The organism is Chryseobacterium sp. GW821-FHT04C04, from assembly GCF_059420365.1.
Genome location: NZ_JBWKTO010000005.1, coordinates 350,073 through 369,989 on the forward strand (window position 1 = coordinate 350,073; position 19,917 = coordinate 369,989).

Here is a 19,917-nt window from a genome sequence, read left to right on the forward strand (position 1 = left end):
TATTTAACACATACTTTTTCAAAATATTAGTATTTTTACTTTATGCCAATTGATACGATATACAGAACCTCCCAGTGCGAATGGGTAGATGTGGAGGCTCCTACTGCAGAAGACCTGAAGTTTCTTCATGAAAGATACGAAATCAACAATCTTCTCCTGGAAGATACCATGGATCCTAACCACCTTCCCAAATATGAAGAAGACGGAAATATAAAATTCTTCTTACTCCGCGAAAGCACAGAACTGGAAAGAAAGAATCTGAATACAATCAGTGATATCAGCACCAAGATCGGAATCTTTTTGGTAGATAATACCATTATTACCATCCACAGGATGAAAACAAGGAGTATCTCCGAGGTCAAGAAAAAAGTTTCAATGATCCAGGAAGACCTTACTCCTCAGCAAATCATTCTGATGATCGCTATATTGATTATGAAAAGTTTTGACGACGAATCTTTGAGTCTTTTCGAAACGATGGACAATATAGAGAATGAGATTTTCCTTAAAAACACCAATCATACCAGCCAGATCCGACGTCTTTATAAACTGAAACGAAAATCAGGATTGAATTCACGGGTACTGATAATTTCTACGGATGCTATTGATAAATTTAAATTATTGAATCTCCAGGACTCTGAAATTGTAGATTTAAAGGATAAGCATAAAGATGTAGTGGCGGATTTTGATCATTTAAATATTCAGATTACCAACCTTATTTCCATGTTTCTGGCACTTTCGGATCAAAAGGCCAACCAGGTCATGAAAGTTCTGGCTATTTATTCTATTTACTTCTTACCCATCACCTTTATTGCCGGGGTGTATGGGATGAATTTCGATAATATGCCTGAACTTCATCATAAATATGGATATTTTATAACGCTGGGAGTCATGGCTACTATTATGATCAGTACATTTATTTATGTGAGGCGAAAACAATGGTAATTTCACTGGGAATACAATCACTTTTAGAATAGAAATTGTTTCAGTCCGGTTCGCAATGACCACACATCATCAAAATAAAATACCATGACCCCTGAAAACCTTAACACAATTCTGGAAGATCATTCTCTTTCGCAGGCCTCTAAGGAAAAACTGATTGCTTTGCATGAGAATATTTCAGCAAAAGAATTTTCTGATCTGCTGGACCAGTCAGGAAATCAATATGTGGAGTTCGTACAGGAAGGTGGCGGTGTCTGGGGAAGTGCATTGGTTGGTTATCTTTATGGATTGGAAATATTTGGTGTCCGATTTCTGAAAGTAGCAGGAACAAGTGCAGGAGCAATCAATACCATGCTTATTGCAGCGTGTAAAACCAAAGAAGAAGCCAAAAGTGAGCTGATTAAAGATATTCTCTTCAGCTGGGATTTTTCAGATTTTATGGATGGGAAAACCTATGTAAAAACAACCCTCCATGCAATGTTGAACAACAAAGATTTCTTTAAGATCAATGCTGTTATTGCCGCAATCCTGTTCATTATCTTGGTCAGCATTCCTTTCCTGGCACCTTCAACAACCATACTGAATGCCAAACTGATGTTTTTGATTCCTCTGATTCCGGCTGTTATTCTTTTTTTCTGCATTAAAAAGCTGTACAACAATTTCAGGAAAGAAAACAGCGGTCTTAATCCTGGAAACATTTTTCAGAATACCATGCAAAATGCACTGGATCATTTTGGAATAAAAACCGTTGCCCACCTCAACGAAAAATTCATTCAGAAAGAAAAGGACCTCAACCTCAACTATCGCTATGGAAACGGGCAGGAATACTATTTGATGGCCCTGCAAAGTATCGAAAAGATTAAAATCAAAAATCAGGAACATATTGATCAGACTCGATATAGAATTTTCTACGAAAGTGCGGTCAATAATGATTATTATAAAAACAATCCGTTTTACCTTCTTCAGTCTGATTATGTTGTGATTACCACTGACATCAATGCTAAAATTAAAGTACAGCTTCCGATTATGGCCAATCTCTACTGGTCTGAAGAAGAACTGAAACACATCAGTCCGGCTGAGTTTGTAAGAGCATCTATGGCGGTACCTTTTTTCTTTGAGCCTTTTCAGAAACGGATTAATAAAGATGACAGCTCTGTAAAATATGCCTGGAAATATTGGATGAATACCAAACCGGAAGATATTAATCCCGCAGGGGTTTTCATTGATGGAGGCAGTATTTCCAATTTCCCGATTGACCTGTTTCATGCGGATGAAGTTTTTTATCCCAGAATGCCTCTTTTCGGAGTTCAGCTCACAAGTGATTCTGATATCCTTTCTGAAAAAGGAAAAACCAGTGAAGAAATTCTTAAAACACCTTTCAGCTATGCCGGAAATATCATCAATACTTTGAAAGGTTTTAATGACAAGACATTTTTAACCAAACATACTTTCTATAAGCTCTACAGTATACAAACCGTGAACTGCGGTACCAGCAGCTGGCTTAATTTCTTTATGAAAAGAGAAGAAAAAGAAGAGCTTTTCAACAGAGGCTTTCAGGCAGCCCTTGATTTTCTCAACGGATTCAATTGGGAGAAATACAAATATGAAAGAATGATGCTTACCATGAAGGATAAAAAAATACTGAAAGAAGAGGATACACCTACGGTGGGATAAGGATTTTTAAGTATTTTAGCTTTTTAAATTTCCATGAAAAAGAGACATTTTTTTATACTTGGGACCGTTATGGTCCTTATTTTCATTGCTATTCCTGTTATTCATGTTTTTAAAACAAAATGGAGTGAATCTGGTATTAAAAACGAAATTCCCAAAGGATATACGAATGATGCAAGCCAGCTGAATTTAACAAAAATTGATACGCTGATCAAAGTTCCTGCTTCTAAAACTGAAATTGAAAACCAGCTTCGTCAGATCCTGAAATATGCTAAAGAAAAACATGTAAAAATCTCTATTGCCGGGGCCCAGCACAGTATGGGCGGACATACCATCTACCCTGACGGCATCCTGCTGAATATGCTCCCCTATAAACATATGGAACTGGATGAAAAGACCAACATTCTTACCATCGGTTCCGGTGCTCTTTGGGAAGACGCTATCAAATACCTGGACAAACATGGAAAGTCTATCGCCGTGATGCAGGCTTTCAGTTCTTTTTCAGTAGGCGGATCTATGAGTGTCAACGGTCACGGATGGCAGAAAAACCTTCCTCCCATTTCTTCTAGTGTAGTTTCGTTTTCACTGATGGATCAAAGTGGGAAAATTCTTAATTGCAGCAGGGAAGAAAACCCGGAGCTTTTTAAACTGGTAATCGGTGGTTATGGGCTTTTCGGGATTATTCTTGATGTGAAATTAAAAGTGGTTAACAACCTTGCTCTTCAGTATAAATATGTCCGCTTAAGTTCTGATCATTATACCGATTATTACAAAAAATTTGTTTCTGACAATCCGAATGTTAATCTTGTTTTCGGAAGACTGAGAATTTCTGATAAACATTTCCTTGAAGAAGCTACCATCAATTATTTTGAAAAAGTAGATGAAAAGCCTTTACCGCTCCCCCTTCAAAATGCTAAAAATGCGGAAACGAAGCGTCTCGTTTTCCGTAGTACCGTAAACAGTGAGTATGGAAAAAGGCTGCGATGGGATCTGGAAACGGGAATGAATAAAATGACTAAAGATGCTGTTTATTCCAGAAATGAACTCCTTAACGATCATGTTTCCCTCATTGAAAATAAAGACCCGAATTCTACTGATTTGCTGCAGGAGTATTTTATTCCGGACAGAAATTTTAATCAGTTTATTAAAGGTATAAAACCAGTTTTGAGAAACTCCGGGCTGGATCTCCTGAATATCACCATCCGCGCAGTGAATAAGGATGAAGACAGTTATATGAATTACGCCAGAGAACATGTTTTCGGATTTGTATTACTTTTTAACCAGAAGAAAACAGAGAAGCAGGAAGAAGCCATGAAAGTTCTCACCAACAAGCTGGTAGATATTACCCTGAAAAACGAGGGTACTTTTTATCTTCCTTACCGTCTTCATATCGGCAGAGAGAAAATGAGAAAGGTCTATCCACAGGCAGAATCTTTTTTTGAAATGAAAAGGAAGTATGATCCTCAGGAACTTTTTGACAATAAATTTTACCAACATTATAAATAAAACAATAGTATGAAATACATCTGCCAATGCTGTGGGGAAGAAAAGGAAGACTGGCCTGCACTCGCCTATAATGAACCCTATTTCTATTCGTGTTTGTCCGAAGAGGAATTAAAGAATGCTGAACTCAGTTCAGACCTGTGTGTCGTTGAAGATTCCGAAAATACCCACAGATTTATCCGTACTGTTCTTATACAGGAAGTTACAGATGACTGCAGGGATCTGGATTACGGAATCTGGGTATCATTAAGTGAAAAGAGCTTTAATGAATATGTTGAAAATTATGACAATAAGGAATTTGAAGCTGAATATTTCGGATGGCTTTCTACCTACCTTCCGGATTATGATTTTGAAGAAAGTATTCCTACAACAGTGGTAGTAAACAATTCTATCGGCCGGCCATTTGTTTTTCCTCACCAAAGCTATGAACATCCTTTTGTACATGATTTTTATAATGGAATAACAAAGGAGGAAGCGGAGAAGAGAATAAACAGGGTTTTAAACAGAGAATAGATGAACTGGATTATCAGAAGTACAAAAAAGGTAAAATTCCATACCAATCTTCAGGAGGTTTTGAAACCTATATGGGATGACCTCGTTATTTATAAATGGATTTTGACAGATTTGGATTTTATGCAAGATCAGTCGGTTCCCATTAACTTTGATGAAGATTTTTTTGTTTTGGATAATCCGGAATTTGAAAAACTTTATAAAAGCAATACTCAGATAATTTGGGGAATAATATCAGCCGTAAAAGATAATATTGAACCAGATACTTCATTAGTATCCAGATTATCTGCTGAAGATACAAGTGTTTGGGAACCTAATCATTTTTTAATTCAGGAAAGTATTGTAGAAATTATTGCTTTTGATAGCGGGTACACTATTGTAAAATTTAAAGAAAAAAATCTTTCAGATAAGTTCAAAGAATATTTTCAGGAACATGCGATAGATCTACAAAAGTTTAATGAAAAATATATTAATTGAGTCTAAAAAAATTTATCTTAAAAAAGTTTCATATTGTTATTTTGATAATCGTTTTCCTATTTATTATATTCTGTTTAATCAGTACCAATCTAGGAATTAATAGCATACTCAAAAATCCTAAATATACAATTGGAGAAGCCACCTCAGACTGGCATTATAAAAACAATAATGGGGTGGGAATAGATTATAAATATCATGTTAATGGTATTACATATTCTAAAACTGCTAATTTTTCTTATCAAAAAGGAGGCAAATTCCTTATCATTTTTGATTCTATTAAACCTGATAATTCAGCGATACTTGATATCTATTCTATTGAAAACTATCTTATAGATTTAAAAGTTCCTTCAAAAGGTTGGAAATATCAGGATGTTCCTTTTAATATTGACAGTAATACGATCAAAAAATATGTGCAGGATTGGAATGTCGAGCCATTTGAATATATTCAAAAGTAGGCTGAACACATTGAACATTCAAAGTTTCACCCTACTTTTTATATCATTATAAATTATCCAAGAACTCCAGATACATCGGAACACTTCTGTTGATCCATTCATCGGAAGAATCTCTTTCAATTCCGTAGTAGACAAAAGGTTCTTTATAGTCTGCTTTTATATAATCGAAGGTCAGTTCATAGGGTCTGAAAAGTTCATTCATCGTGTACTTATATTCTCCAGAGGGAGAGTATCCTTCTTCATCTATTCCTGCAGTAACAGCCAGTGACATTTTCTTTCCGGCCAGTTTAAAACCACTGTTGCTTCCATACGCCCAGCCATATAAAACCACCTCATCCAGCCATTGCTTCAAAAGCGGCGGGCTGCTGAACCAGTAAAAAGGAAATTGAAATACGACTTTGTCATAAGATTCCATCAGTTTTTGTTCTTCTGCTACATTGATTTTTCCATCGGGATAAGCTTCGTACAGTTGATGAACAGTATATTTTTCAGGGTATTTTTTCAATTCGTCAATCCATTTTTTATTGATCGCTGATTTTTCAATATCTGGGTGTGTAACAATTACTAAGGTCTTCATTATGTTTAAATTTCTCCTACAAAATTACAACACGTAACTTACATTTCGTACATTAGCAACCTATTGTATGGTACTATAAAAAATGTAAGTAATGACTAAAATAAAGGAAACCTCAACCAATTTTGCCAATAAAAAGGCACTTGCTGATGAATGTCCGGAAATCTATGCATCTAACACGATCGGAGGGCAATGGGCACTGGCCATCTGCTGCTATCTGATCAATGGGAAAATGAGATTCGGGGAACTTAGAAAAAAGCTTCAGAATATTACCGAAAGGATGCTTACGCTTCAGCTTCGCAGATTGGAAGAAGACAAGATTATTACCAGAACAGTCTATGCAGAAGTTCCGCCAAGGGTAGAATATGAGCTTACAGAAATAGGATACAAACTGAAACCCATTATTCTTGAGTTTGAAAAATGGGGAAATGAACATAAGGAATTGATGAAAAAAGCTTCGAAGAATGACTGAGGAATTAGATGCATTTTATCTGGAATTAATCGTAATGGCAAGCCAGACAAGCCAAAACGACGTCTATATGGAAGGCCAGCTAGAAATAAGGCTCAATAACAAGAAGCCTTATGCGGAAGAGGATATTATTGATATCGGCGAGTTCTATGAAAGTATACATTCTGATGGTGAATTTAAAATATTTTCATGTTGCTGTGGAATCCCTGAGTGCAGTGGCTGGCTTAGAGGAATCCAGGTTGATCAAATTGAAAATAAGTATATAAAATGGACCAATCTTAATACCGGACAATCCTGGACATTCGAAAAACATTTACTGGTTGATGCTCTACAGAAAATAGATGAAGAAGTAGAAGATTTTAAAAAATTCTTCCACCAGAAAGATATTGAATATGTGGGATATGGTTATTAATAGAATGTTTTTTATAAAAATTGATAAAGCTAGATTCCTACAGAATGATAAAATGTGCAAATAACCTAAGTACTCCGATTATCATTCCGCAGGAATCTAAAATTATATATTGATCAGTTTTTCTATTTATCCTCTATTTTATTCCATAATGGATTACTTTCCAATACCTTCACGTAAATAGGGCAGGTTTCGGTATGACAACCTTTCAAATATCCGGTACTCATGAGAAATTCGTTGACAATCTCTCCACCTGTGAATTTGAAGGTTTTCTTGAATAATTTCATCCACTCCTGCAAAGTTTTGGGATGATGATGTTCCAGCCATTTTTCAAATGAACCAAATTCCTTCTGCAATTCTATAATGGTTTTTGCATTTTCTATCGCAGCATTCACTTTGAGTTTATTCCTGATAATTCCCGGGTCGCTCAGCAATCTTTCACGGTCTTCTTCTGTATAAGCCGCTATTTTTTGGATATCAAAATGATCATAGGCTTTTCTGAAGCTGTCTTCCTTTTTCAGAACGGTTTCCCAGCTTAATCCTGCCTGGTTGATCTCCAGAATCAATCTTCCAAACAGTTCATTATCATCATGAATAGGAAAGCCATAATAGTTGTCATGGTAATTTTTGTGCAGTTCTTTTCTGCTTTCAGGCTGCATGCCTTCTATTGCTAAACAATAACTCATTAGAATATATTTTCCGTTTTAGTTAAAAATTTTTCCATCGCTTCTTTAATATCAATTCCTGTTCGATCTGCCAGGGCAATCAGCCACCAGATATTTTCTGCTAATTTATGTTCCAGTTCTTCCGCTGAATCTTTTTTCAGCCATGTTTTCTGATGGGACATTACATTTCTTCCTATCAATCCTGCATCGGTAAGATAAGCAAGAGCATCTTCTTCCAGAGTCCATTCTTTTCCGTTGCCTTTTATTTCCAGCTGATGATATTTTTCTCTGATATCTAAGGAACGTTTTATGATGGTATCAAAATTATTGGTGTCCATATTTTGTTTTTTTATATAAACTTTCAAGATGTAAAGATAAACCGGAACTGTGACAACTGTCCGTCAGTAGTGTTTTCAATTTTTAAATGTAATAATAATTCAGATCACTTTATTTTTTCTGCCCAGAGAATATTTAGTAGTTTAGAGGGTTTAAAAAAACCATCATGAAATCACTGTTTTCCATTCTTTTCATCATATGTTCAATGTTTTTTAAATCACAGAATTTATATTCTAAAGCCTATGGAAATCCGAAAAATTCTCCTGTAATTTTTATTCATGGCGGGCCAAGCGGAAATGCAACTTTATTTGAGGGAACAACGGCTCAACATCTTTCTGACAAAGGATTTTATGTCATTGTCTATGACAGACGCGGTGAAGGACGTTCAAAGGATGAAAATGCAACCATGACTTTTAAAGAAAGTTTTGAGGATCTAAAAGGAATCTATACAACTTATAACATCAAAAAAGCCAATATTCTTGCCCACAGTTTCGGCGGAATTATCGGGACTTTATTTACGGCACAATTTCCTGATAAAGTAAGCAGTCTGACTCTTGCAGGTGCATTATTTACCCAGCAGGAAACCTACGATCATATTTTAAAACAAGCCAGAGAACATTTTAAAAATGATCCTGCCCAGCTCAAAGAAATTTCGGAAATAGAAAGTCTAAACAAAAATTCTGCTGCCTATAGAAAAAGATGTTATGATATAGCCGGAAAACTAGGGTTCTTCGATATGCCCCATCCTACTGCCGAAAGTGAAATGCTGAGAAATGAATACAAAGCGGGTGAATTTTACAAAAACAACATAAGAAACCCCGATTCTCCATTGAAGTTTTATCAAAATGAACCTCAGAACAATCTGGATAATACCTCTATTTTAAAAGATATCCGAAAAAAAGGAATTCCCGTTTTTGCGGTCTATGGTAAAAATGACGGAATATTTTCAGAAAAACAGCTGAATGATCTTAAAAATATAGTTGGAAAGAAAAATTTCAAGCGTATTGATAATTGCTCACATTACTTATTTGTAGATTAGCAGGACGATTTCTTACAATTTATAAAGCTTACATTAAAATAAAGTGTAGTTTTGTAATTATGCCCCATTCAAGACTTCATATGAAAACTTATAAAGCTATCATTACGATGCTTATATTGGTGTTTTCATTGTCTCCATGTTCTGTCAAAAGAAATGTTCTTGATATTTTTGATATTCAGTACATCAGCGGCCTCAATAAAGTAAAAATAACCTCATCTCTTTCCTTCAGCTGTGATTTGGCCTCTGATTCCTCCAGGGTATCAGTTTCAAAAGCTAGAGCTCAATGCAGATACAAAGAATCTTTATCCGGTATTTATTTCACTGCCGGGAATTCTTTTGAAGAGAAGATTTTTTTCAATGACTATTCAGGGCATTCTACAGGAAACAGCCCACCGAAATATATTTTATTTAAAAGACTGAAACTTAATCTGGTTTAAATTTTTTTAAGCCTAATTAAAAATCAGTTTTTTACAATAACAATATAAATTTCAATGAAACATACCATAAACAGTCAGTCTTCGGACCTGGCCGGATTATATACATTATCCCTCCGAATGGTTATCGGATGGACTTACTTTTCAGCTTTCTGGCGCAGACTTATCCTTGAAAACAAGCTTATTCCCGATGAACAGGGATATATCGGGGAAAAATTCAATCATTTTTTACCCAATGCCCTCGGAATAAAACCAATTATTGAATATCTGGTTACCCATCCCGATGCTTTAGAGAGATCCATGATTACTTTCACCATTATTGAAGCCATTGTAGGATTATTGATTATCCTTGGATTATTTACCCGGTTGATGAGTATCGGGATCTTCAGTCTTGCCCTTGGAATCCTGCTAGGATCCGGATGGCTGGGCACAACCTGTCTTGATGAATGGCAGATAGGGGTTCTAGGAGTCGCAGGCGGATTTGTTCTGTTTCTTACCGGAAGCGGCCCTTATTCGATGGATTATTATTTTATAAAGAATAACAAGAGCTTCACTCAAAAAAAATGGTTCTCATGGTTGGGTTCGGGAGATCTCCCTGTTTCAAAACCTAAAACAATTGTCTTTACGGGCTCGCTCATTATATTCGGATTAACTCTTTTTACCAATCAATATTTCCATGGAGGCGTGTTTGGAACCTTACATAATAAATCGGTAAAGCCAAAGCTGGAAATTTCAAATATCTCCCATAGTAATTCGGATCTGACATTTGAAGTGTACAGAACGGAAGGTGCTGATGTCTATGGTTCTTTTCTGATAGGTATTCATATTCTGGACAAAAACGGAAATATTTTAAAAGAATTGAACCCTAAAGAACTTTCCGATTTTTCTAAAGAAAATATAAAAAACCATTACGTTGCCAAAGTAAAACCCGGAAAACACAGTCTCGTTATTCCGTTGGGAGCAAAGGCTGATTTAACTCTGAATATTGATGATGTTCTTTTGAAAAGTGAAATTCATACGTTGAAACTGATTGATATAAGTGGCATTGAGTGGATAGGGAGGATTGAATAAAATATTTTATTGGTGGACGCAAAGGCACGAAAAGTTTTGTATGGATGTGCTATAAGGCGCAAGGATTTTATCTCCGATAAAATTGAATATTGCTGATATTTTTGATAAGGTTATCGTTAAAGTGTGTGAGATTTTATGTTTTGGCTAAAGCCAATTGAAGGTATTGTTCTTTTGTAAATGGGCTAAAGCCTTATTGAATTTTCTTTATGACATAATTTCTTTAAAATAAGATCTGCAGAATCAGCAAAATCCACGAGATACTTTATACGTTCTGGCTAAAGCCATTAGATTATTCATTTATAAAAAAAGCGGACTAAAATCCGCTTTTTTTGATATTTGAAATTATTATTTTCATTACTATTTTTCTGAGACGATGACATGGTAACTGCATGAGCTGTCCGGATCAAGCTTCAGGACTTTTATTTCAAGTAAAACATCCAGTCCCATGGTATCGCAAACTCCCTGTATGAAAGGCTTTATGACCGGCCATTTCAGCAAACCTGCAATCTGCAGGCTCTGGGTGATTTTGTGGTAACGGTCTACTCCTTTAATCAGCAATTCGCCTCTGTGATCATTTAATTCTTTAAATTCAAAATTATATTCGGGACTGGATGTAAAAACTGCTCCTATCAATATTTTTGCCACAGCCGGAATACCGGGCTGCAGAGTAGGTTTTGCTTCAAGGTTCCTCAGTGCCATTCTTGATCCGAGGTCATACATAAAAATACTGGAAAGCTGCTCAATAGCTTCTGCACCGTAAAGCTTTCCGATCTGCTTGAGCATGCCTCCATAAAACGCTCCTGTAATATCTGACAGGCGTTGGGTAAGCTCTGTAAAGGTTGGTGGAAAAAAATCTGAAATAATCTGAGCCTGATTCATTTCAGGAAGGTAAATATCATTTTCCCTGAAATCTGATAATGCCAGATAGGTCTCCGGAAGTTGTATTTGATTCATATTTAATGTTTTGTAAGTGTTTTGAGATCATGGTTAAGTTTAGGATGAAAGAAAAAATAGTATTAATGCATCCTTTCGGAAATAAGACTATTACATTTATGGGCATAAAAGCATCGTAAAGGGTAAAATACGATGAGCTGAGATAAAAATACTCTTCAGATAAAAGTCCTGTAATAGAGTAAGGCTCTACTTTTTGAAAAGGCATTTTCGGGTTGAGGGAATCTATTCATATTTTTTCATTTGGTTATGTAAAACTAAAAAAAATAAATAAATTCTCCAATAAGTGATATTATTTTTATTTTAACAAGAGACTGTAAATTAATATTTTGTGTTAATATATTCAATTTATATAATAAAAAAAACCTTCGAAAATTTCGAAGGTTTTAAATTAAAATTTAGTGCATGGCTTCACTCAAATCTATTTTTTCTTTGCTTTTTCTTTCTTTTACGAGTAAGATAAATGGAATACATATCAGGAATACGATCCCAAGGTAAAGAAATACGTCCATATAGGACAATACTGTTGCCTGTTTGGTTACGGACAAATCAAGCATTTTATAAGCGGCATTCATGGCCTCATCAGGAGTTTTTCCTTTTGCTATAAAGCTTGCCTTTAGCGCAGCCAGCCTTTGTTGAACTTCAAAGCTATTTTCATCCAGATGAGAAATCAGGTTATTCCTGTATTTCTGACCTGCATTGGCGATAAATGTTGTAATGGCAGCAATACCAAATGAACCTCCTAGCTGTCTCATCATTCCTGTAAAGGCTGCTCCCTGACCAATCTCCTGACCTTTCAAGGTACTTAGTGATAAAGAGGTAATCGGGATAAATAATAATCCAAGACCGGCCCCTCTTACAATCAACATCCAGAAAAAGGCATCTTTGCTGGTATCCGGTGTCAGAATTTTATATCCCCAGAAACTATAGACAAAGAAGATAAAGAGTCCTAATGAAACCAGGATCTGCTGTTTTGCTCCTTTTGCTAATAGCCTGCCAATAATAGGCATCATAAAGGCGGTTGTCAATGCAGCCGGAATCATCAATGCTCCTGACTGAAGTGCCGTCCATCCCAAAATACTCTGTGTATAGAGTGGAACGATGAACGTGGAACCATAAAGTCCGAATCCAAGCACGAATGACATCATTGTTCCGATCCTTAAGTTACTGTTTTTAAGCACCCTGAGTTCAACGATAGGATATTTAAAGGTGAGTTCCCGCCAAAGGAATAATATAAATCCTAAAATAGCAGCTGCAGTAAACGCTACAATCATTCCGCTTTCAAACCAGTCTTCTTCATGTCCTCTTTCCAGAATGAACTGTAATGAACCTACCGTTACTGCCAGTAAACCAATTCCAATCCAGTCGACATCCGAAACTTTACGTTTCTCTGCATATTTCGGACTTCTTACAAACTGAAGAGTCATCAAAGTTGCCGCGATTCCGATCGGAATATTAATATAGAAAATATATGGCCAGCTGAAATTATCAACGATATACCCCCCAAGAGGCGGACCTAAGGTAGGGCCGATAATTACTCCCAGACCATAAATAGCCTGAGCCATACTTCTTTTTTCAATCGGATAAGATTCCGTAATGATCGTTTGTGAAGTTACCAATAAGGCTCCCCCACCGATTCCCTGCATCAATCTGAAGAACACGAGTTCCCAGATATTGGTCGCATTTCCACATAAAAATGAAAATATGGTAAATATAATGATGGATGCCGCAAAGTAATTTCTACGCCCAAACTGCTGGGAAAGCCAGCTCGTCATCGGTACTATAATTACGTTACCAATGGCATAAGCCGTAATTACCCATCCCACTTCTGAAAGTGTAGATCCAAGATTCCCTTTCATTTCATTCAAGGCAACATTGACAATCGTGGAGTCTACAATTTCTAGAAGGGCACAAAGGATAGCAGTAATCGTAATGATCACTCTCCGCGCTCCATATTCTACTAATGAATCTTGCATAAGTTTTTACGATGTAAAAATCAATGGTGAATTTTGCTCCGCAAGTGAATCGTGAATTATAAAGCAGTCGGTTTTAAATTGACAGCAAAACTGATTCACTATTGACAACGAAGCTCATTGACTTTCAACAATTTTAAATGTTATTTCAAAGCAACCTCTGCCTTCACGTTCATACCTGTTCTCAATCTTTTTGCAATATTCTTATCAAGATTTACAAAATCAATTTTCACAGGAAGTCTCTGAACTACTTTTACGAAGTTACCACTCGCATTATCCGGAGGAAGTATAGAGAAAGTAGCTCCTGTAGCCGGAGAGAAAGAGCTTACTACTCCATCAAATTTCTGATCAGGAAAAGCGTCAATTTCAATTTTTACTTTCTGGCCTTCTACCATTTTATCAACCTGTGTTTCTTTAAAGTTGGCCACTACCCATTTCTGGTCGTTTTTAACCAAAGCAAACAACTGTGATCCTGCCTGCAGATACTGACCTGCCTGAGTAGATACTTTTCCTACGTGTCCATCTTCAGGAGCAAGGATTACGGTATATGATAAGTTTAATTTTGCATTTTCAACATCTACTTCTCTCTGCTTTGCCACGGACCCTGCAACACTGATTTGTTGTGAGCTTGCTGCTGTCTGAGAAGAAGCAATATGGGTTTGCTGAGCAATTTGATTTCTCTGGTCAATCAACACCTGCAGCTGTCTGTCTGCTGATTGTTTTGCAGCCAGAGCCTGCTCATATTGCTGTTCTGTAATGGAGTGATCTTTCACAAGATTAGCATATCTTTTCAGATCCTGAGAAGTTTTCCAAATATTTACTTTCGCAGCTTCTATCTGAGCATTAGCAGTTACTACAGCAGCTTCTGAAGAACCGATATTTTTTGAAGTAGCTGTTGTGGTAGCTTCTGCATTTGAAATATTACTTTTGGCTGTAGATAGTGCTGCCTGAGCCTGCTCAAGAGCCATTTTCTGATCTCTGTTATCCAAAATCACCAAAGTATCTCCTTTCTTTACAAACTGATTATCTTTTACCTTTACCTGAGCTACATAGCCAGAGATTTTAGAAATGACAGGAGCCATATTGGAAGCAATCTGAGCGTCGTCAGTTTCCTCATGATACTGTCCGTAAGTGAAGGCTCTGTAACCGTAGATTCCTCCTCCGATTACTACTGCTGCTAAAATGATAGGAAAAACTAAACTTTTTTTCTTTTTAGGTTCAATTACCTGTGTATTATTATTTTCCATTTTGGTTTCGATCTGATTATTTAATTGTTAAAGTTCCTGTTGTCTGTAATAGTTTTCTGTATGCCAGTGCAGCATCTGCCTTAGCATTGATCACGCCAACGTTGGCCGCGATCTGAGCGGCGTCTGCATCCAGCAATTCGGTCATGGTTGCAAGACCGTTATCATATTTATTCTTTGTAATTCTATAATTCTCATTAGCCTGTTCAGCAGTTTTTTCGAAAACGACAATTCTCTTTTTTGAATAGTCTGTGTTCTGATATTCTCTGTTCACCTCAAGTTTAATGTTGTCATTCAATAATTCATCAGTAGCTGCCAGTTGCTTCTCTCTCGCTTTGTACTGTCTCAATGAAGAATTTTCTTTCCAGATATTGGATAAATTATAAGAAACTCCAATCCCAACATTGACGGCATTGTAGACCGTAAGAAATTTAGGAATATCTGCTGCTACATACCCTCCGGTAAATGCTATAGAAGGAAGGTTTTCTGCTTTTGCCGATTTGGTGCCCAATTCTGCTGCTTTTCTCTGCTGTGCTAAAGCCTGTAAGTCTTTACGGTTTTCTCTGGCCTCAGTAACATAGAAATCAACAGGTTTTACCTCTGTTCCTTCTTCAATATAATTCTGATCTACTTCAATCTCTGTCGTTTCAGGAATACCAAGTAATAAATCCATATTGATATTGGCAATATTGTAATTATTTTTAGCTTCCAACAACTGAAGTTCAATATTTGAAGTCTGAAGATTTGCTTTTAATCTGTCATTTCTGGCGATCAAACCATTATTCTCCATTTTAAGGAAGGTTTCATCTCTTTTTTGAGAAGCAGACAGGTTTTCTTCAAAAACTTTGATCGCCTGATTGGCTTTAAATAGATTGTTATAAGCCTGGGCAACATTATAAGCAATAGCAGTTTTATCGTTCTCAGTACTTAGTTTTGACGCTTCCACCAAATATTTAGCTGACTGTATCCCATATCTGATTCTTCCTCCGCTGTAGATAGGAACGCTAAGATTAGCTGAACCATATAGTACCTGATGTACTTCAGGGCCGCCTGCTCCTCCTGAAAGCCCAGGAAGTTTAATATCAACATTGGGCTTTATCGGAAGGTACATGTAACTTCCTGACACTTTCAACTCTGGTAACTGTTTGTTTTTCGCTTCCAGAAGATCAGCGGTAGCCTCTTCGATCTTGGCTGCATCAATCTTGAGATTCTTGCTGTTCTGGATTCCCAGCTGAACGGCTTCGTCAAGAGAAAGTGTTTTTTTCTCCTGAGCATTTGCATTTGCTATTCCTACGAATAGTGATAATGCAATCACTGAGTTATTTATTCTCTTCATAACCTAAAAGGTCTTTTAGTAAATATTTTATATGTTTATTAAGTTCTGTATAGTATTTTTCGTCAAATGCCTCCTCATCTTCTGTTTCGTTCAGGAATTCTTTATACATCTCTTTGGCATTGAATGCATAAAACAGAGTTCCGCTTACGGTAGAATGAAGCAGATAAATAGGTGGGTTTTTGGTAAAAATTCCATTTTTAAGACCGCTTTCCAATATTTGTGAATACATAGAAAGAAATCCCATTTTAGTTTGCTTCAAAAATTCTACAATCTGAGGATTTTTACTATGCAGCTGCTCTCGCTGCATAATCCTGTAAAAGCATTTTTGAGTTCGGATCTTGTTAGAAAACTGATCGATTACTCTTTCAATCTTCTGCCATTCGTTGATATCTGTTCTTCCCAAAAGATCTTTTGAAAAAAACTGACCTTCATTCATTCTGTATTCCACTAATTTCTCATAAAGTTTTTCCTTAGAGCCAAAATAATATGAGATCATAGAGATATTTACATTAGCAGCCTTTGCTATTTCCCGGGTGGAAGTTCCTTCGAACCCCTTTTCTGCAAAGAGCTTCTCGGCCGCAAACAATATATTTTCTTCTTTTGAAATCATGTTAGTGTTCATTTTTCAGGGCGCAAATTTACATAAGTTTTTGTTGAAATCAAACGATTGATTGATTATTTAATATAGATTTAATTGATTGTAAACAAAAGACTATTTCTATAATTATATATCGGAATAACAGGTAATCCTGTATTTATCACAAGAAACCGCAGTAATACCTCCGTTTATCTGAGATTACGGAAATGAATCAAAAAAGGTTTACATTGATCAACCTTAAAAATTGAGACGACGAAAAAAATAATTTCAATTGCAGCGCTAGCTTTTTCACATTGAGCTATGCTCAGGAAAAGACAAAAAAACTGAGTAGAAGTCTTTATATAAAAACAAAAACTCCGGTAATGTTACCGGAGTTTTATTATGTGCTTTTGTGAATATATCTTGATAATTTTATGCCCAGATCGGTCCAGACAATTTTAGGATTTCCGTTTCGGGTCAGATGCAGATCTGCGGTATTGATTTCTTCTAAAATACTTTCAATATTAGCACCACTGATAAATTTCGAAAATCCAGCCCAGTTGAAGCCATTGGCATTGATCTTTTTATATACCAGATTTTCGGACTGGTAATTCTGAAGGAGTGCCAATCTGAAAATTTCAGAACAGTAATTCAGGAAATTCTTCTGTTTTTCTCTGTTCCATCCTGCAATCTCTCTCGCCCAAAGAATAATACTCCTAAGATATTCCGGTTTCTTTTTCACCATAAAGGCATCTCTCACCCATTGTACAAAAAGCTTTTCAAATTCGTTGGTTTTATCTCCCGAATTAACAAGCTTTACCGCATCATTCAGATCTCCCTGTGCCTCATGAACAATTTCTCTTATTTTATCCTCCGTAACAGATAATTTTGTTTTAAGGTGCCTTTCAATATCTTCATCATTGATTCTTGGGATTTCTACCACCTGTGTTCTGGAAAGAATGGTAGGAAGTATATCATTTGTACTTTCTGCAGTAAGAAGAATGATCGTTTTAGCCGGCGGCTCTTCCAAAAATTTCAAAAACTTGTTGGAAGCGGCAATATTCATTTTATCGGCTCTCCAGACAATAAGGATTTTAGTTCCTCCTTCATAACTTTTTAGTGAGAATTTTTGATTTTGATCATCAATCTCATCTGCTGAAATAAAAAGCTGTTTATTTTCGGATTCTAAAAAAGCCGTCCAGTCATCATAGCTTGCATAAGGAGAAGCCAGTATCATTTCTCTGAACTCTTCAAATTTATTCTTGCTTAAAGAATTTTTATTATCTGTAAAAACAGGAAAGCTGAAATGCAGGTCCAGGTGATTGAGATGCTCAACTTTCGCTGCAGCATGTTCATTTTCCTGACTTAAAATTTCCCGTGCATAGGCTAATACCATAGGTAGAGTTCCATATCCCTCCTTTCCTACAAAAAGCTGGGCATGGCTCACTCTGTTTTCGGCAATGCTTTCTCTAAGAAGTTTTTTCAGATTCGTCTGTCCGGCGATGTTCTCCCAATTCATGTTTCAAAGATAAAAAATCTTATTTCAATTTATAAAATTAAGTCTGCTTAAAATGCATAAAACTACAGATCATTAATTCCTGAAGGTTCACACTATCTATTCTATGATAGGTAATATCAATAATGGCGTTAGAATAAAATTAAAAATTAAATTGTGTAAAATTTAATTTTAACCAATATATTTGCGAAGTAAAATTTCTCGTAAATTACATTACCATTTCAACTTATACTCTAATAGTAAAATCATAAACCAATGAACAAAGATTTAGAACAAAAAATCAAAAGTGTATTTCAGAAACAGAAGGCTTTTTTCAAAACGAATCAGACTAAAGATATTGAATTCAGAAAAACCCAGTTAAGAAAATTCCGTGACGTATTTTTACAGCATACGGACGATCTTTGCGAAGCTTTATCCATCGATTTGGGGAAAAGCAGAAAGGAAGCAGAGTATGTGGAAATTCAAATTGTCATCAGTGAACTTGATTATCTTCTTGAGAATATTGATGAGTGGGCAAAACCGACTCCCGTACTTTCAAAACCACATCCATCAGGAGCAGAAGTTGAGAGCAAGATAACCTATCAACCTTACGGTGTTACTTATATTATTGGCCCATTCAACTACCCTGTTCAGCTGACTTTCAGTCCGCTTATCGGAGCTCTGATTTCAGGAAATACCGCGATTATAAAACCTTCGGAAAATACCCCTCACGTTGCAAAAGTTCTTGAGCAAATTGTCAATGAATCTTTTGACGAATCTTATGTAGCGGTTATTCAGGGAGCTATTGAGGAAAACACCCTCTTATTGAGCTTTCCTTTTGATTATATCTTCTTTACAGGAAGTCCGAATGTTGGAAAAATCGTGATGAAAGCTGCTGCAGAACAATTAATTCCATTGGCGCTGGAACTTGGAGGAAAATCTCCTACTATTGTTCATAAAGATGCAGATCTGGATAAAGCAGTGGCAAGAATATCGTATGGAAAATGGATCAATTGCGGCCAGACATGTGTTGCTCCGGACTATATTTATATCCATGAATCTATAAAAGATGCATTTATCGAAAAGTTTAAAGCAAATTTAGAAACCACTTATGAAGGTAATTCTCTAGGGAAAATCGGAAAAATTGTAAGTCAAAACCAGATGAAGCACCTTGCAGGCTACCTGGAAGCGGCTCCTGAAAAAGTAATCTATGGAGGGCATTATGATCTTGAAACCCGTCATTTTGAAGCGACTGTAATGGATAATGTTACCTGGGATGATCAGATTATGCAGCAGGAAATTTTCGGTCCTATCCTTCCTATTATGACGTATAATGACATTGAAGAGGCCTTGGAAGAAATCAATAATCGACCTAAACCATTAGCTTTATATGTTTTCACGGAAAATCAGGAGTTTGCAGATTATGTTCTCAATCATACGACGAGCGGAGATGCGGAAATCAACAGTACTATCATCCATGTGGGTTCTCATTATTTGCCTTTTGGAGGGGTAGGAACTTCAGGAATGGGAAAATATCATGGTAAATTCAGTTTTGAAAGTTTTAGCCACAGCCGTTCTGTTCTTCAGGTAAAATAATAATAGATATAATACTCTGTATAAACCGAGACTGTTCATCATAGAACAGTCTTTTTTGTATAGCAGAATTACTATTTTTATTGATAAAAATTTGCATTTTTCTTTTAAAGGAAGGCCCTTAACAAACTTTAACCACATATAATTTTTACAATTCATTAATATTTAAGATATTTGCGCATTATTTTAAAAATAA

General features: G+C 36.1%; 21 protein-coding genes. 12 read left to right on the forward strand and 9 right to left on the reverse strand.

The features are described from left to right. Positions 1-42: 42 nt before the first annotated feature. From AC07UM_RS18410 to AC07UM_RS18435, 6 genes are all read left to right on the forward strand, one after another. Positions 43-942, forward strand: a complete 900-nt coding sequence (locus AC07UM_RS18410) for a magnesium transporter CorA family protein (protein WP_494681506.1) — start codon at positions 43-45, stop codon at positions 940-942. An 84-nt stretch (positions 943-1,026) separates the two neighbouring features. Beyond that, complete coding sequence (locus tag AC07UM_RS18415; RefSeq protein WP_494681507.1) at positions 1,027-2,613, forward strand: patatin-like phospholipase family protein; 1,587 nt, start codon at positions 1,027-1,029, stop codon at positions 2,611-2,613. Positions 2,614-2,646: 33 nt separating this feature from the next. Continuing rightward, positions 2,647-4,116: an FAD-binding oxidoreductase gene (locus tag AC07UM_RS18420; RefSeq protein ID WP_494681508.1), complete on the forward strand. Its 1,470-nt coding sequence runs from the start codon at positions 2,647-2,649 to the stop codon at positions 4,114-4,116. A gap of 9 nt (positions 4,117-4,125) precedes the next feature. Continuing rightward, a complete protein-coding gene (locus AC07UM_RS18425; RefSeq protein ID WP_494681509.1) occupies positions 4,126-4,626 on the forward strand; it encodes a DUF2199 domain-containing protein in 501 nt (166 codons plus the stop codon). Then, on the forward strand, positions 4,627-5,100 hold the full coding sequence (locus AC07UM_RS18430; protein ID WP_494681510.1) for a hypothetical protein: 474 nt from the start codon (positions 4,627-4,629) through the stop codon (positions 5,098-5,100). Next, entirely contained in the window at positions 5,097-5,555 is a 459-nt protein-coding gene (locus AC07UM_RS18435; RefSeq protein ID WP_494681511.1) for a hypothetical protein, read from the forward strand. The genes AC07UM_RS18430 and AC07UM_RS18435 overlap by 4 nt, the downstream gene beginning before the upstream one ends. 46 nt (positions 5,556-5,601) lie before the next feature. Here the strand turns inward: AC07UM_RS18435 and AC07UM_RS18440 are convergent, their stop codons facing one another. Continuing rightward, entirely contained in the window at positions 5,602-6,132 is a 531-nt protein-coding gene (locus AC07UM_RS18440) for an NAD(P)H-dependent oxidoreductase (protein WP_494681512.1), read from the reverse strand. Between the two features lie 91 nt (positions 6,133-6,223). On the opposite strand from AC07UM_RS18440, the gene AC07UM_RS18445 reads away from it, so the two are divergent. Beyond that, on the forward strand, positions 6,224-6,601 hold the full coding sequence (locus AC07UM_RS18445) for a winged helix-turn-helix transcriptional regulator (protein WP_124533753.1): 378 nt from the start codon (positions 6,224-6,226) through the stop codon (positions 6,599-6,601). Next, a complete protein-coding gene (locus tag AC07UM_RS18450) occupies positions 6,594-7,010 on the forward strand; it encodes a hypothetical protein (protein WP_494681513.1) in 417 nt (138 codons plus the stop codon). The genes AC07UM_RS18445 and AC07UM_RS18450 overlap by 8 nt, the downstream gene beginning before the upstream one ends. A 122-nt stretch (positions 7,011-7,132) precedes the next feature. Here the strand turns inward: AC07UM_RS18450 and AC07UM_RS18455 are convergent, their stop codons facing one another. After that, positions 7,133-7,693, reverse strand: a complete 561-nt coding sequence (locus AC07UM_RS18455) for a DNA-3-methyladenine glycosylase I (RefSeq protein ID WP_494681514.1) — start codon at positions 7,691-7,693, stop codon at positions 7,133-7,135. Then, the gene (locus AC07UM_RS18460; RefSeq protein ID WP_494681515.1) at positions 7,693-8,010 is read right to left on the reverse strand and encodes a MazG-like protein; all 318 of its coding nucleotides are present in this window, start codon (positions 8,008-8,010) and stop codon (positions 7,693-7,695) included. Before AC07UM_RS18460 ends, AC07UM_RS18455 begins: the two co-directional genes overlap by 1 nt. 164 nt (positions 8,011-8,174) lie before the next feature. Here AC07UM_RS18460 and AC07UM_RS18465 point away from each other — a divergent pair, with 164 nt between their 5' ends. The 3 genes from AC07UM_RS18465 to AC07UM_RS18475 all read left to right on the forward strand — a co-directional run bounded on the left by AC07UM_RS18465 (position 8,175) and on the right by AC07UM_RS18475 (position 10,552). After that, positions 8,175-9,047, forward strand: a complete 873-nt coding sequence (locus tag AC07UM_RS18465; protein WP_494681516.1) for an alpha/beta hydrolase — start codon at positions 8,175-8,177, stop codon at positions 9,045-9,047. 80 nt (positions 9,048-9,127) lie between these two features. After that, positions 9,128-9,484 carry a hypothetical protein gene (locus tag AC07UM_RS18470; protein WP_494681517.1) on the forward strand — a complete coding sequence of 119 codons (357 nt, stop codon included), beginning with the start codon at positions 9,128-9,130 and terminating at the stop codon, positions 9,482-9,484. Positions 9,485-9,538: 54 nt separating this feature from the next. Next, positions 9,539-10,552 (forward strand): TQO small subunit DoxD, encoded by a 1,014-nt coding sequence (locus tag AC07UM_RS18475; RefSeq protein ID WP_494681518.1) that lies wholly within the window; start codon positions 9,539-9,541, stop codon positions 10,550-10,552. Positions 10,553-10,909: 357 nt separating this feature from the next. Here the strand turns inward: AC07UM_RS18475 and AC07UM_RS18480 are convergent, their stop codons facing one another. The 6 genes from AC07UM_RS18480 to AC07UM_RS18505 form a co-directional block, all read right to left on the reverse strand. Then, positions 10,910-11,506: a hypothetical protein gene (locus AC07UM_RS18480; RefSeq protein ID WP_494681519.1), complete on the reverse strand. Its 597-nt coding sequence runs from the start codon at positions 11,504-11,506 to the stop codon at positions 10,910-10,912. A 395-nt stretch (positions 11,507-11,901) separates the two neighbouring features. Further along, positions 11,902-13,479 carry a DHA2 family efflux MFS transporter permease subunit gene (locus AC07UM_RS18485; protein WP_124533769.1) on the reverse strand — a complete coding sequence of 526 codons (1,578 nt, stop codon included), beginning with the start codon at positions 13,477-13,479 and terminating at the stop codon, positions 11,902-11,904. 140 nt (positions 13,480-13,619) lie between these two features. Continuing rightward, a complete protein-coding gene (locus tag AC07UM_RS18490) occupies positions 13,620-14,723 on the reverse strand; it encodes an HlyD family secretion protein (RefSeq protein WP_494681520.1) in 1,104 nt (367 codons plus the stop codon). Between the two features lie 16 nt (positions 14,724-14,739). Next, on the reverse strand, positions 14,740-16,056 hold the full coding sequence (locus tag AC07UM_RS18495) for a TolC family protein (protein WP_494681521.1): 1,317 nt from the start codon (positions 16,054-16,056) through the stop codon (positions 14,740-14,742). Further along, complete coding sequence (locus tag AC07UM_RS18500) at positions 16,040-16,678, reverse strand: TetR/AcrR family transcriptional regulator (protein ID WP_494681522.1); 639 nt, start codon at positions 16,676-16,678, stop codon at positions 16,040-16,042. Before AC07UM_RS18500 ends, AC07UM_RS18495 begins: the two co-directional genes overlap by 17 nt. Before the next feature lie 355 nt (positions 16,679-17,033). After that, the gene (locus AC07UM_RS18505) at positions 17,034-18,152 is read right to left on the reverse strand and encodes a DNA polymerase III subunit (protein ID WP_494681523.1); all 1,119 of its coding nucleotides are present in this window, start codon (positions 18,150-18,152) and stop codon (positions 17,034-17,036) included. A 252-nt stretch (positions 18,153-18,404) separates the two neighbouring features. Between AC07UM_RS18505 and mdlD the strand changes: the two genes are divergently transcribed. Continuing rightward, complete coding sequence (mdlD, locus tag AC07UM_RS18510) at positions 18,405-19,724, forward strand: NAD(P)-dependent benzaldehyde dehydrogenase MdlD (protein WP_494681524.1); 1,320 nt, start codon at positions 18,405-18,407, stop codon at positions 19,722-19,724. Positions 19,725-19,917 lie beyond the last annotated feature (193 nt).

Coding starts and splice junctions, on each gene's coding strand:
- AC07UM_RS18410 (WP_494681506.1), top strand. CDS start 43: ATGCCAATTGATACGATATACAGAACCTCCCAGTGCGAATGGGTAGAT.
- AC07UM_RS18415 (WP_494681507.1), top strand. CDS start 1,027: ATGACCCCTGAAAACCTTAACACAATTCTGGAAGATCATTCTCTTTCG.
- AC07UM_RS18420 (WP_494681508.1), top strand. CDS start 2,647: ATGAAAAAGAGACATTTTTTTATACTTGGGACCGTTATGGTCCTTATT.
- AC07UM_RS18425 (WP_494681509.1), top strand. CDS start 4,126: ATGAAATACATCTGCCAATGCTGTGGGGAAGAAAAGGAAGACTGGCCT.
- AC07UM_RS18430 (WP_494681510.1), top strand. CDS start 4,627: ATGAACTGGATTATCAGAAGTACAAAAAAGGTAAAATTCCATACCAAT.
- AC07UM_RS18440 (WP_494681512.1), bottom strand. CDS start 6,132: ATGAAGACCTTAGTAATTGTTACACACCCAGATATTGAAAAATCAGCG.
- AC07UM_RS18445 (WP_124533753.1), top strand. CDS start 6,224: ATGACTAAAATAAAGGAAACCTCAACCAATTTTGCCAATAAAAAGGCA.
- AC07UM_RS18450 (WP_494681513.1), top strand. CDS start 6,594: ATGACTGAGGAATTAGATGCATTTTATCTGGAATTAATCGTAATGGCA.
- AC07UM_RS18455 (WP_494681514.1), bottom strand. CDS start 7,693: ATGAGTTATTGTTTAGCAATAGAAGGCATGCAGCCTGAAAGCAGAAAA.
- AC07UM_RS18460 (WP_494681515.1), bottom strand. CDS start 8,010: ATGGACACCAATAATTTTGATACCATCATAAAACGTTCCTTAGATATC.
- AC07UM_RS18465 (WP_494681516.1), top strand. CDS start 8,175: ATGAAATCACTGTTTTCCATTCTTTTCATCATATGTTCAATGTTTTTT.
- AC07UM_RS18470 (WP_494681517.1), top strand. CDS start 9,128: ATGAAAACTTATAAAGCTATCATTACGATGCTTATATTGGTGTTTTCA.
- AC07UM_RS18475 (WP_494681518.1), top strand. CDS start 9,539: ATGAAACATACCATAAACAGTCAGTCTTCGGACCTGGCCGGATTATAT.
- AC07UM_RS18480 (WP_494681519.1), bottom strand. CDS start 11,506: ATGAATCAAATACAACTTCCGGAGACCTATCTGGCATTATCAGATTTC.
- AC07UM_RS18485 (WP_124533769.1), bottom strand. CDS start 13,479: ATGCAAGATTCATTAGTAGAATATGGAGCGCGGAGAGTGATCATTACG.
- AC07UM_RS18490 (WP_494681520.1), bottom strand. CDS start 14,723: ATGGAAAATAATAATACACAGGTAATTGAACCTAAAAAGAAAAAAAGT.
- AC07UM_RS18495 (WP_494681521.1), bottom strand. CDS start 16,056: ATGAAGAGAATAAATAACTCAGTGATTGCATTATCACTATTCGTAGGA.
- AC07UM_RS18500 (WP_494681522.1), bottom strand. CDS start 16,678: ATGAACACTAACATGATTTCAAAAGAAGAAAATATATTGTTTGCGGCC.
- AC07UM_RS18505 (WP_494681523.1), bottom strand. CDS start 18,152: ATGAATTGGGAGAACATCGCCGGACAGACGAATCTGAAAAAACTTCTT.
- mdlD (WP_494681524.1), top strand. CDS start 18,405: ATGAACAAAGATTTAGAACAAAAAATCAAAAGTGTATTTCAGAAACAG.